The following is a 12,352-nucleotide window of genomic DNA, read 5'->3' as shown; positions in this document are numbered from 1 at the left end:
CCCGTCGTTGCAGTATCGGACAGCGAATGGACGTAACGACCCTTCTCCAGAACCTCTTTGCTCCAGCGCATCGTTTGTATGCCCTGGAAGGCGAAGGCCCGCTGGCCGACCTGGCGGTGGAAGCGTGGCTCGGCCGCGAGGCGCTTTCCGAGCTCTTCGAGTGGCGCGTGGTGGCGGTGAGCGCCAACGCACGCATCGCACTTAAATCCTTGCTTGGCCAACGCGTGACATTGGTCACGACCTTGGCCAACGGCACGCAAGCCAAGCGTACCGGGCTCATCCGCCTAGCTGAGAAGCTCGGTGCGGATGGCAGCCTCACGCGCTATCGCCTGACCATCGTGCCCTGGTTCTGGCTGGCGACGCAACAGCGCCACAGCCAGGTGTTCCAGAACCGGACGCTGGCGGACATCGTCGAGCAGATGCTGAACCCGTATGCGCCGTACGCGTCATGGCGCTATGCCGCCGGCGCCGAGGCACGCATGAACGACTTCGGCACGCGCAGCCATATCGCGCAGTTTCGTGAGACCGACTACCACTTCATCACGCGCCTGCTGGCCGAGGCGGGGCTCGGCTTTACCACGGTGGAAGATGAACAGGCGCACGGCGGCCACACGCTGGTGATCTTTGCCGACAGCACGCAACTGGCTGAAGATGCGGAATCCGCTGCCGACGGCGGTATTCGTTACCACCGCGCACACAGCCAGGAAGAAAGCGACGCCATCCAGCAAATCGCCTGCCACAGCCGTACCACGGTCGGTGGCGTGGCCGTGGCGGCTTGGGACCCGGAAGGCAAGAACAGCGTGCGTGGCCATGCGCCGGCGCGCGCTGGTGCCGTATCGGGCAGCCCTGACGCCTATCTGTCGATCAGCCCATCGCTGGCGCCCGATGCTGCCAACGCACAGCGCGTTGCCGAGCAAGTCATGGAAAGCCTGGAAGCGCGTGCGCTGCTGTTCTCCGGCCGTGGCACGGTGCGCACGCTGCGCAGTGGCACCCGCCTGCAGTTGCGCGACTGCCCGCATCTGCCGCAAGACGGCAATGCCGATGCCAGCGCGCCGTATCCGCTGCTGATGGATCTGGTGGAGCACTGCGGCATCAACAATCTGACGGCTGACACGCATCTTGCGCTGGGCCAGCGGTTGGGCGGGCTGGACGCTTCGCTCCTGTTTGATACGCCGCCTGACGCGCCGGAATCCGGCCCCGGCGTTTTTGGTTTCCAAGAGGCGGACGAGCCCGTCGAGCGTTTGACGCCCACTGGCGAACTGTTGGCCGCCGCACGCAAGCATGGCTATGTCGGCGTGTTTCGCGCCAGCGATGCCCGCCGCCCCTGGCGCCCAGCCGTGACTGAGCCCGACACCGGCCGCCTGTACTCCGCGCCCACCGCGCAAGGCGTGCACAGCGCCATCGTGGTCGGCCCCGACGGCCAGACGCAAGCCGGTGGCGATGGCGAACACCACGCAACCCCCGCGGGCGAAATCCGCGTCCGTTTCCCCTGGCAACAGGGCGAGCGCGCTGACGACCGCAGCACCCGCTGGGTGCGCGTAGCGCAGCGCCAGGCGGGCTCGGGCATGGGCTGGCAGTGGCTGCCGCGCATCGGCCAGGAAGTGTTGGTCAAGTTCAGCGAAGACGACATCGACCAGCCCGTCGTAATTGGCGCGCTGTACAACGGGCAGGGCGAAGCCGGCGTCGCGCCCACGCCGGGCGGGCAGGGTGCCTCCGGCCAGAGCGACGGCACCGCGCTCTACAAGCAGGGCAGTGACAGCGCCGCCAGTGCACAAGGCAACGTGGCCGGGGGCCATAGCCCCGCGTGGCACGGCATGGGCACTGAAGCAGAAGGCCACCGCAACGCCGCCGCGCACACCGGCTTCAAGAGCGCCGAACATGGCGGCAGCGGCTACAACCAGCTCGTGTTTGACGACAGCGACGGCCAGCTACGCACGCAACTCGGCACCACGCAGCAGCACAGTCAGCTCAATCTCGGCCACCTCGTTCATCAACAAGACAACCGGCGCGGCAGCTTCCGCGGCCAGGGCTTCGAGTTGCGTACCGACGGGCACGCAGCCGTGCGCGGTCAGGCGGGCTTGTTGCTGACCACCTATCGTGACGCCTCTAGCGGCAAGGCGGTGCCCACCGGTGACAACGCAGCGGGTATCGCGCTGATCAAGCAGGCCAAGTCACTGACCGCATCGCTGGGGCAGGGCGCGGTTACGCACCAGACCACCGCGCTGGCGACTGCTAAGGACGACGACGCGCCACTCGGCAAGCAAGCCAAGGCTGCAGCCGGCATGGTCGACGGCAAGGCGCTGGACGCCGCCAAGCAAGACGCCAGCGCCGGCAACACCGCCACGCAAGGCAAAGTGCCGCAGCAGGGTGAAGCCATGGCGCACCTTGCCGGCCGCGCTGGCCTCGTGATGGTGGCGGGGCAAGACCTGCAGCTCGCCAACGGCGAGAGCATCGCCCTGGGCAGCGGGCAAGACACCAACCTCGCCATCGGCAAACAGGCACGTTTGCACGCCGGTCAGGCGATTGGCGTAGCGGCGGGTTTGTCCAAGCCGGGCGACAACAACATCGGGCTGCAACTCACCGCTGGGCAGGACAACATCGACGTGCAGGCCCAGCACGACGTGCTCAAGCTGATGGCCAAGCAGGATCTGAAGCTGGTGTCGGCCAACATGAACGTGGACTTTGCTGCGGCCAAGCGGATTCGTATCGCCACGGCGGGTGGGGCGTCGATCACGATTGAGGGCGGGAACATTACCGTGGAGTGTGCTGGGCCGATTACGTATAAGGCGGCGCAGCGGCAGTTTCAGGGGCCGGCAAGCAGTAACTATCCGTTGCCCGTGTTCCCGAAGAGTGTCTGCGTTGAGTGCTTGTTGAAGGCGTTGTCATCAGGGACACCTGTTGCCAGCGTGTGACTGATATCTCGAAGAGAAACGATGTACTTTGCTGTTGATCCCTGTGATGCGCGATCCCTCTGCGAGACCCTGCGCAAAGAAATAGAGGTTCACCCAGGCAAACGCTGGATGGCGCTCGTCGATGGAGCCTTCGATTACGGCAGACCCGCACCTCCTTGGGCGGATCAGGGAGTTGCGCTATACGGGGAAGATGGCGACTTTCGGGATTTGCATCGGGCGTCACCTTATCTACTACCGCTTGATGTGGCGGATGAATCGCTAAACGCTTCCGTACGCCGACTCAGCAGGCATTGCCGAGGACGCCCGATGCTCAGCTTCGTTGCGACCGATCTTTCGGCAGACCAACTTGCTAGCGGATGGCAGCGTTGCTTGTCGGTGAAGACGGATGACGAGCAAAGTTTCTTGCTGAGATTCGCGGATACTCGCAGCTTGCCTGCATTGGCAAGTACTGTGCCCTCTGGTGGATGGGCGCTTCTTACTGCTGGCCTCGCAAGTTGGCTGTATGTTGGCCGGCGAGGTGTACTGGAGCAACTCCCGCTTGCCCCAGAAAATATCCGAGCAGAGCAGGAAATTACGTTGAGTGATGCTTTGCTCGGCAAGTTGCTGGACTTGTCGATGCCAGATGCAATCATCGATATTGTGGTCAAGCAGATCCCTGAGTTGCTCCCTAAGGAAGGTACTTCGGACATCTACCACCACGCGGCCGAGGTTTGTCAGTTCGCTAAGGAGCATCTTGTTGACGCGATGCCTGACGTGGTTGCGCTCATGATTTATCGGCTTGCCGGCAATTGTGATCTTCGACGCGACGAAGCGCTGTTAAGAATTTTAGTGGTCCGAGAGTACAAGAGCGGGAATTTGATACATGAGTTGGAAGCCCTCATCGAATAGACTAAACACAGGATTGTTGAATGAAAAAATTTCCACGTACCATCGGAGTAATTTTAGTTGGCGTCCTGCTCTTGGCAGTCTCGGCATGCTCACAGGGAAGCGAAAAGCTTAGCGCCGAAGTGCTCGCGCATAACTACACGGATGAATATATTGCGGCATTTACCATTAATGGGGCCTACATTGGGAATGCGGCGGCGCACGGGTATGGCGGTTTTGTTTGCTGTGTTCGATTGCCCAAGACATGGAAGCCTGGCCTGACGGTGAAGATTAAATGGACCAAAGACGACAGGACCAATGATTTTTGGAAGGAAAAAGTGGTGGAAATACCACCGTACTCCGACCAGGATATTGGACATTTTGCTGTTCACTTCTTTCCGAATGACGATGTCAAGGTACTCGTCACCATGAAGGCTGTTGGGCACCCAGATTACCCGTATCCCAGCCCCACAATTGGTAAATAGCCATGAGTGCAACTTCACCTGATCTGTTCCCAAGCGACGGGCTACGCTCGTTGACGGCCAAAGAGGCTATGCAGCGCGCCAAGGCTTTAAACTGCACAATTCCGCGGGACTATAAGCCTAGCTGCTCTGGCCAACTTTTTGTTGGAATCTTCTTTGATGGCACCGGGAACAATCTGACAGCGGACTACACCGAGTTGCCTGCGGAGAAGCGCAAGCACACGAACGTTGTGAAATTGTTTCGGGCATATCGAGCGAATCCGGAAAAGGGGTATTTTTCATATTACATTCCAGGTGTAGGCACTCCGTTTCCGGAAATCGGAGATGATGGTGGAACACTTGGTAGTGTGGGTGCGTGGGATGGGGAAAATAGAATTATATGGGCATTCACTCGCTTGCTAAATGCGCCGAATTTTTATGTAAATAAGGGGGATCTAATCCCGCTGACTCAGGCTGTAAATATCTCGAATAATTTGTCAAGCATTGGCTCGCCCGGCATGCAAAGGCGCATGGCTTTGCATTATTGGCAGAGTAAATTGGCTGAGGCGTTGAAAAACAAGAATCCAAATATTGAGCAGATTAATTTATCTGTCTTCGGATTTTCTCGCGGGTCGGCAGAGGCACGTGCATTCTGCAACTGGCTCTTTGAGGTCTGCGAGAAGAAGGGGGGCGGTCGGTTGTTTGCCGGAATACCAATTCGAATTCAGTTTCTTGGAATATTCGATACAGTCGCATCAGTTGGAGTCGCAAATTTTTTCGGGAATGGAATCATCGAAGGGCATCAATCGTGGGCGGCTAACAATATGCAGGTTCATCCTGCCATTGAACAATGCGTGCATTACGTAGCTGCGCATGAAGTGAGAGCATGTTTCCCTTCAGACTCAGCGCGCATTGGGAAGAGCTACCCCGCGAATGTGAAAGAGGTCGTATATCCAGGCGCCCATTCTGACGTCGGTGGGGGGTATGCGCCAAATGCCTTGGGAATTTCGCCAGATCCAGCAGAGATGATGGCCATCATTCCTGGCGTGAATATGTACAAGGAGGCTTTGAAAGCGGGCGTTCCATTATTGGTGTGGGGTCAACTTGATCCTAGTCAACAAGGAGATTTTACTCCGTCGGGCCGAGTTGTTGCGGCGTTTAACGGGTACTTGAAGGATGCCGCCGTGGGGTCGGGAACAGTGGAGGAGATGCACCGTAAGCATATGGGGCTGTTCTTCACCTATCGCTACAAATACAGGTCAAGCTTGAAGAGTCGGGTTTTCTATAGGCGGGCGTCTAACAAAGACAAAAATTTCTTGGCAATGACCGAGCAGACAATGCTCGCAAGGTTGAAGAGTTTGCAATACCCCGAGCCAGTCGACTCTGACCGGTTTGATCCCAGAAAGGCCGCCCAGCTACAGCGCCAGATGATGAAGGCTGCAGGTCTTGAATCGCAGCAGAATAATGACGTCAAGACGCAGGAGCTCTATAAGGTCATAGATTCAATCGACATCGGAAAGCTTACTGCGAACATCGAGCAGCTTTTTGATGAGTATGTTCACGATAGCGTTGCCGGCTTTGGTAGTATGGGGGTAAATGAATATGATGGGTCTGGTGTTTCCTTGATGAAAGTTGGTAACGGCATGGGTATAACGAGATTCAGAACAATCTATTTTGGTAATGGTTGAAAATTAACCGTGACTTGCTGGGTTGTGATGGCATGGCTGTTACCGAAATGTATTTGATTGGACGTGATGCCCGATAAAGTAATTAAAATCTCTCACATGAAAGTGCAATACAAACTCGTCGCAGTTCTTTTAACCGCCACCTGGATGAACGCAGGTATCTGCGCCCAACATGCCTCTACCGCGCCAGCAGCGGGCAACACCCCGCAAAGCGCTGCCAAGAAAGCCGTGCATGCAAAGAAGCACGGCAAGCGGGCAAGGGTAGCCCGTGCCGGCAAGAACAGCGCAGCACGCGATGGCGACGCCGAAGTGCTGGCCCAGGTGCTCGCCTCGGACAACAAGAATCCGTTGTGGGGCAAACCGCAGCAATGAAGCTGGCTCCGGCATGGGCTGGCAATGGCTGCCGCGCATCGGCCAGGAAGTGCTCGTCAAGTTCAGCGAAGACGACATCGACCAGCCGGTCGTGATTGGTGCGCTGTACAACGGGCAGGGCGAAGCGGGTATCGCGCCCACGCCGGGCGGGCAGGGCGCATCTGGCCAGAGCGACGGCGCGGCACTCTACAAACAAGGCAGTGACAGCGCGGCCAGCGCGCAAGGCAACGTGGCCGGCGGCCACAGCCCCGCATGGCACGGCATGGGCACGGAAGCCGAAGGCCACCGCAACGCCGCCGCGCATACTGGTTTCAAGAGCGCCGAACATGGCGGCAGCGGCTACAACCAGCTCGTCTTTGATGACAGCGATGGTCAACTGCGTACACAGCTCGGCACCACGCAGCAGCACAGCCAGCTCAACCTCGGCCACCTCGTTCATCAACAAGACAACCGGCGCGGCAGCTTCCGCGGACAGGGCTTCGAGTTGCGTACCGATGGGCACGCATCCGTGCGCGGTCAGGCGGGCTTGCTGCTCTCCACGTACCGTGATGCCTCCAGCGGCAAGGCGGTGCCCACCGGCGACAACGCTGCCGGTATTGCGCTGATCAAGCAGGCGAAGACCCTGACCGCATCGCTGGGGCAGGGCGCGGTCACGCACCAGACCACCGCGCTTGCTACTGCCAAGGACGATGAAGCGCCACTCGGCAAGCAAGCCAAGGCAGTCGCCGGCATGGTCGACGGCAAGGCGCTGGACGCCGCCAAGCAAGATGCCAGCGCCGGCAACACCGCCACGCAAGGCAAAGTGCCGCAGCAGGGTGAAGCCATGGCGCACCTTGCCGGCCGCGCTGGCCTCGTGATGGTGGCGGGGCAAGACCTACAACTCGCCAACGGCGAGAGCATCGCCCTGGGCAGTGGGCAAGACACCAACCTCGCTATCGGCAAACAGGCACGTTTGCACGCCGGTCAGGCGATTGGCGTAGCGGCGGGTTTGTCCAAGCCGGGCGACAACAACATCGGGCTGCAGATCACCGCAGGGCAGGACAACATCGACGTGCAGGCCCAGCACGACGTGCTCAAGCTGATGGCCAAGCAGGATCTGAAGCTGGTGTCGGCCAATATGAACGTGGACTTTGCGGCGGCCAAGCGCATTCGCATCGCCACGGCGGGCGGGGCGTCGATCACGATCGAAGGCGGGAATATTACGGTGGAGTGTGCTGGGCCGATTACGTATAAGGCGGCGCAGCGGCAGTTTCAGGGGCCGGCGAATGCGAGTTATCCGTTGCCGACTTTCCCGCAAAGCGTCTGTCTCGAATGTTTGATGAAAGCAGCAGCAGCCGGTGCCCCGGTGGCTCGCGTTTAGGCACATTTGTGCATCGGGCCAACCATGTATCTTGCCGTTGACTCCCATCACCCAGAAGCATGGCTCGATGGCCTGCTGCAGACGATGGATTCCCTGCCGGACGCGCATTGGCTTGCCTTGATCGATGGTGTTTTTGACCATGGCCTCAAGCCGTTTGCCGCGCCGGTGCCGACCTCCCCCCTGTATGGGCCGGAAAGTACGCTGCACGAGTTAGCGTCGGCATCGCCCTATTTGTTGCCCGTAGGTCGGCGCAGCGGTGTTGACTCGCGTGCCCTGATCGCCGCGCTAGGCATCCACTGCCAAGGGCGGCCGATGCTGAGCTTCCTGGCGTCTTGGCAACCAGCAGATCATCTCGTACGGTTGTGGCAGCCCTGCCTGCATCCGGTGGCAGCTGACGAAGGATCGCGCTACCTCCTGCGCTTTGCAGACACGCGCGTGCTGCCCGTGCTGCCTGGCGCGATGAATCCTGCTGCCTGGGCACAACTGACTGCGCCGCTTTTGCGTTGGTCTTACGTTGATCGTGCCGGTGCGCTTGAAACACTGTGGCAAGCGGAATCGCACGTCGAGCCCGCGACGTACCCAAGCCATCAGCTTGTCCTACCCCAAGGCGACATTGACCGCATGGTCGACGCGGCCATGCCGGATGCCGTCCTCGATCTCATGGACCGACTGTCCCCGGGCTCCCTGCCCGACACAGACAGGGCGAAGACCTATCGATTGGTCGCGCAAGCATGCGCATTGGCTGGGGCACATGGCGTTGATGCAACGGCCGATATCGTGCAGTTGGCGACGGTCTCGCTTGCAACCAATGGTTCGGGTTTGCGGGAGCAGGCGCTTCTGGCGCTGCTGGGCGATGCACGTCGCGCACCAAATGCACTGCGTGACTATCTGCATGCTGCCATGACCGTTGCTGAAGCATCCCCAACATGAACGTAGGGGCGATCAAACGGTCGGTTGTCTGGATGTTGGCCGCATTTCTGCTGAGCCTTGCCGCATGCAGCAAGGCTGAACCGCCCAAGGCGGCGGCCGAAAATGATGACACGCTAGGTGGCTACGTTCTTATATTGAACTACACCGACATTCCGATCGGCTCTGTATACGTTGATGGACGATATGCCGGGGCGATGGTCGCCAACTCTGGCGATGTAGGGACCGGGCGAACGAGCATCGATGTACCTAAACAATGGGACCCGAACTTCAAGGTGACGATCAAGTGGAGCGACGACGAGTTGTATGAGAAAGACAAAGCAGCGCTCTACACGAAGGAGGTGCCTGTTGAGAAGTACCCGTCGACTGGCGCGGCCTACGTTTTAGTGGCGTTCTATCCGAACAATGAGGTGAAACTTTATTTGTCGCGCGGGCTTCCTGGGTACAAGGGAGACCCTTACAACCTTGAAGATCCTAAAGACGCCTGTCTGAAGCGTCGAGCAGAGAAAGATCGAGAGCTTTGCTATCGCCCTGAGCTGCGTGAATTTACGGCAAGTGGTGTGCAGGCGAAGTAGATGACGAGCCTTGTCACAAGTGCCGTCGTGGTACAAGCCAATGGCGAACTCCAACAGGACGTAGGAAATGGAAGCAAAAGCGATGAAACGATGGATTGCCTGGGTGTTGGCTGGACTTCTGCTGAGCCTTGCCGCGTGCAGCAAAGCGGAAGCACCAAAGGCTGCGGCAGTTGAGGAAAATGACTCGCTGGGCGGCGCCATCGGCGTGCTCAACTACACCGACATTCCGATCGGCGTGGTCTACGTCAATGGCGAATGGGCAGGCGGGATGGTCGCGAACGCAGGCGGAACCAAATGGATCGGTAGCGCTTCTGTGCCCAAACATTGGGACCCGAACTTCAAGGTGACGATCAAATGGAGCGACGACGAGTTGTATGACAGAGACAAGAAGGCGCTCTACGTTAAAGAGGTGCCCGTCGAGAAGTATCCGCCGCAGGATGCTTCTTTCTTCTATGTGGCGTTCTATCCGAACCATGAGGTGAAGTTGTACCTGACCAGGTACGGTCCGGGGGCAGAGAATGACCCATACCATCTTGAAGAACCAAAGCAAGCCTGCCTTAAACGCCGGGCGGAGAAGGACCGGGAGCTTTGCTATCGCCCGGATCTACGCACTCCGAGTGCAAGCGCTGTGCACGCGAATTAACTGAAGTACTGAGGTTCCTCTGTCGGCTGCATTTATCCGTGACTTCGATGACCACCGTTCAATTTGCACCGCTTTGCCCTGACAAGCCCTTTGAACTCTCGCAACAGGAGATGTCGCGCAAGCGATCTCTGCAGGATGTCAACTTGAAGGTTCCGTCATCATGTGAAGAAGAACTGCATTTTGGATTTTTCTTTGATGGTACCCGGAACAATAGGGACAATGACCGGCCAAGGCAGGCGCACAGCAATGTGGCGCGGCTAGCTGACCTTTTCGACGTCGAACTCAAAAAGACCGAGCTGCGGCAGTACCGATTCGTCAGCTATGCGGCGGGCGTCGGCACACCGTTCTACAAGGAAGTCGGCGATCTAGGTATTGGCATCCATGCCGTCGCGGGTGCGGCGGCTGGCTGGGGAGGCGAGTGCCGCATCAACTGGGCCTTACTGCAGTTGCATAACCACCTGCACTACCACTATCACAACCGGAATTTGACCGAGCAGAATGCCGACCGCGACCTCGTCAAACAGATGAGCGCCGACATCAACGCCCCCGAAATCCAGATGCCCAATCTGGGTAGCAGCGATGCCATCGAACGCGAGCTGCAGGGCAAGTACCGAGCAAAAGGCCAATTCGACCGCGACTTACGTGCAGGTGTGGGCGGGGCAGCTTCCATGATTTCCGTGGCGCGCACCAACTGGCGTGAGGTCAACACCAAAGGTCGGCGTCGCGTGCTGAACGAACGCAAGGCTGCGCTGGCCAAGGCGCTTGGCAGCTTGCCCAAGGAGCGCAAGCCGATCATCAAGCGCATTCGATTGCACGTGTTTGGCTTTTCACGCGGCTCGGCGGAGGCGCGCGTTTTCTGCAACTGGCTCAAAGACGCTTGCGACGCCAATGGCGAGAAGCTCAGCCTGTGCGGCATCCCGGTGCAGATCGATTTCCTGGGCATCTTCGATACGGTGGCATCGGCGGGCATGGCGCAGAGCATGCTCGAGACGATGGTGTCTGGTCATGGCGCCTGGGCGCAAAAACGCTGGATGCGTATTCCCGGCCCGGCGCTGGTCAAGCGTTGTGTGCATCTCGTGTCCGGCCACGAAGTGCGGGGTTCGTTTCCGTTGGACAGCGCGCATGGCGACAATGTGGATGAGTTTGTTTACCCGGGTGTGCACTCGGATTTGGGTGGCGGCTACGAGCCCGGCGAACAGGGGCGGGGTTGCCGTATCGATTGGACGCCTGACGACAGCGCCAAGCAATCGCAGATCCCGCTGTCGCATATGTACCGCGAGGCCGTGATCTCTGGCGTACCACTGATGAGCCCCTCGTCTGCGCCGCGTGAATTGCAGGATCAGTTCAAGGTCGACCCTAACCTGATCAATGCGTTCAATGCCTACCGCGACGCAACGGCCGACACCAGCGCGACGACCACGCCGGAGCTGATCCAGCACCACTATGGGTACTTCCTGCGGTGGCGCCACCACTGGCTCGGCAAGGTAGCGAGCATGCCGAGCGTGCAGCATTCCGCCAAGACGGATCAAGCGGATCTGCTTTCAGCCGACACTGAGCTTGCCGATGAACTGAAGTGGGTTAAACGCTACGCCAGCTACCAGAACCTGGTGCCCAGTTGGGCGCAGGGGCATTACGCCGGCTGGCTGATGGAGGGTGCTAAATGGGGCGTGGAGACGGGGGCGTCCACGCTGGGCGAGGTACTCATGAGTATTGCGGGAGGGGGCGGAAAACCCGCCTTTCAGGCCGCAGTGCCCGAGGCACCCGGAGGGCCGATTGCCTACATGCCTGCCATGGGGGCGGTGCAGGGCGGTACCGTGTTCTACAAGCTGAAGCAGGCGCTTGGCATCAAATTCAAGAGCTGGGATGTCGTGAAGCAAGCCTGGGAGAACACAGATGTCCCTTCTGCAGTGGATCTCTTTTTCTCGCGCTATGCGCACGACTCCCGCGCCTGGTTCAAGCCCATGGGGGACGACAACGACGTTTGGTATCGCAAGCAGCAGAATAGTCTCGATGCCGCTGCTACCAGGGATGCAGCGCGCAAAAATCAGCCGATTACGCCGATGACGGCCAGGATCGGCGTGCCGCCGCAGCCGCCACAAGAGCAAGCGATGGCGGACATGCAGGCGCGACTGAAGAAGCAGCGCGAAGCCAAAGGCCAATCCGAAGAAGACGCGCTCAAGGATCCAACCTACACCGAGCAGCTACCACAGCAAACCAGTGGCCGTGAGCTTTGGCAGATGTGGGGCTACTTGCGCTGGCGCACCGTGTATGACGACCAGTACATGGACTACCGCGCTGCCTATCCCAATCTGGCGGGCCTGAACGCCTCCGCGCTCAAGAAGCGGATGAAAGAGTTGGACTCTCAGCTCAAGCAGATGCGCTTGCGTTCAGAGGAGCTCGTGAAAACGATGAACCGTATGGCCAGCTCTGGGATGCCGCCTGCAGACATGATCAACGAGTTGGGCGGGTTGAGTCGGGGCATGCAAGCTACTGAACAAGAAATGTCTGCGATTACGTCGTTCATGGAGGACTTGAATGACAGTGGAGCATGAG

The 12,352-nt window shown here is 59.2% G+C and carries 9 protein-coding genes and 1 pseudogene; all 10 read left to right on the top strand.

What is annotated here, in order from left to right; translation table 11 throughout:
- The first annotated feature begins 26 nt into the window (after positions 1 to 26).
- The 10 genes and pseudogenes from PI87_RS19310 to PI87_RS19265 all read left to right on the top strand — a co-directional run bounded on the left by PI87_RS19310 (position 27) and on the right by PI87_RS19265 (position 12,351).
- On the top strand, positions 27 to 2,912 hold the full coding sequence (locus tag PI87_RS19310) for a type VI secretion system Vgr family protein (RefSeq protein ID WP_039599320.1): 2,886 nt from the start codon (positions 27 to 29) through the stop codon (positions 2,910 to 2,912).
- A 21-nt stretch (positions 2,913 to 2,933) separates the two neighbouring features.
- On the top strand, positions 2,934 to 3,800 hold the full coding sequence (locus PI87_RS28165; protein WP_084210016.1) for a DUF4123 domain-containing protein: 867 nt from the start codon (positions 2,934 to 2,936) through the stop codon (positions 3,798 to 3,800).
- Between the two features lie 20 nt (positions 3,801 to 3,820).
- Positions 3,821 to 4,261: a DUF3304 domain-containing protein gene (locus PI87_RS19300; protein ID WP_052321620.1), complete on the top strand. Its 441-nt coding sequence runs from the start codon at positions 3,821 to 3,823 to the stop codon at positions 4,259 to 4,261.
- A gap of 2 nt (positions 4,262 to 4,263) precedes the next feature.
- Positions 4,264 to 5,925 carry a T6SS phospholipase effector Tle1-like catalytic domain-containing protein gene (locus PI87_RS28625; protein WP_157003174.1) on the top strand — a complete coding sequence of 554 codons (1,662 nt, stop codon included), beginning with the start codon at positions 4,264 to 4,266 and terminating at the stop codon, positions 5,923 to 5,925.
- Between the two features lie 66 nt (positions 5,926 to 5,991).
- Entirely contained in the window at positions 5,992 to 6,294 is a 303-nt protein-coding gene (locus tag PI87_RS19290) for a hypothetical protein (protein ID WP_232314035.1), read from the top strand.
- Positions 6,293 to 7,654, top strand: a pseudogene (locus tag PI87_RS19285) (DUF2345 domain-containing protein); the annotation flags it as partial. The gene PI87_RS19290 and the pseudogene PI87_RS19285, both read left to right, overlap by 2 nt.
- Before the next feature lie 24 nt (positions 7,655 to 7,678).
- Positions 7,679 to 8,584, top strand: coding sequence for a DUF4123 domain-containing protein (locus PI87_RS19280; protein ID WP_039599317.1), 906 nt, complete (start codon positions 7,679 to 7,681; stop codon positions 8,582 to 8,584).
- On the top strand, positions 8,581 to 9,156 hold the full coding sequence (locus PI87_RS19275) for a DUF3304 domain-containing protein (RefSeq protein WP_039599316.1): 576 nt from the start codon (positions 8,581 to 8,583) through the stop codon (positions 9,154 to 9,156). The genes PI87_RS19280 and PI87_RS19275 overlap by 4 nt, the downstream gene beginning before the upstream one ends.
- A gap of 67 nt (positions 9,157 to 9,223) precedes the next feature.
- Positions 9,224 to 9,799, top strand: coding sequence for a DUF3304 domain-containing protein (locus PI87_RS19270; protein WP_039599315.1), 576 nt, complete (start codon positions 9,224 to 9,226; stop codon positions 9,797 to 9,799).
- 47 nt (positions 9,800 to 9,846) lie between these two features.
- Positions 9,847 to 12,351 carry a T6SS phospholipase effector Tle1-like catalytic domain-containing protein gene (locus tag PI87_RS19265; protein ID WP_039599314.1) on the top strand — a complete coding sequence of 835 codons (2,505 nt, stop codon included), beginning with the start codon at positions 9,847 to 9,849 and terminating at the stop codon, positions 12,349 to 12,351.
- Position 12,352: the final 1 nt, after the last annotated feature.

Source organism: Ralstonia sp. A12, from assembly GCF_000801955.1.
In the GTDB taxonomy this organism is placed as follows: domain Bacteria; phylum Pseudomonadota; class Gammaproteobacteria; order Burkholderiales; family Burkholderiaceae; genus Ralstonia.
The sequence above is the reverse complement of the archived record's forward strand: the minus strand, read 5'-3'. Positions and strand labels throughout refer to the sequence as shown.

Coding starts and splice junctions, on each gene's coding strand:
- PI87_RS19310 (WP_039599320.1), top strand. CDS start 27: ATGGACGTAACGACCCTTCTCCAGAACCTCTTTGCTCCAGCGCATCGT.
- PI87_RS28165 (WP_084210016.1), top strand. CDS start 2,934: ATGTACTTTGCTGTTGATCCCTGTGATGCGCGATCCCTCTGCGAGACC.
- PI87_RS19300 (WP_052321620.1), top strand. CDS start 3,821: ATGAAAAAATTTCCACGTACCATCGGAGTAATTTTAGTTGGCGTCCTG.
- PI87_RS28625 (WP_157003174.1), top strand. CDS start 4,264: ATGAGTGCAACTTCACCTGATCTGTTCCCAAGCGACGGGCTACGCTCG.
- PI87_RS19290 (WP_232314035.1), top strand. CDS start 5,992: ATGCCCGATAAAGTAATTAAAATCTCTCACATGAAAGTGCAATACAAA.
- PI87_RS19280 (WP_039599317.1), top strand. CDS start 7,679: ATGTATCTTGCCGTTGACTCCCATCACCCAGAAGCATGGCTCGATGGC.
- PI87_RS19275 (WP_039599316.1), top strand. CDS start 8,581: ATGAACGTAGGGGCGATCAAACGGTCGGTTGTCTGGATGTTGGCCGCA.
- PI87_RS19270 (WP_039599315.1), top strand. CDS start 9,224: ATGGAAGCAAAAGCGATGAAACGATGGATTGCCTGGGTGTTGGCTGGA.
- PI87_RS19265 (WP_039599314.1), top strand. CDS start 9,847: ATGACCACCGTTCAATTTGCACCGCTTTGCCCTGACAAGCCCTTTGAA.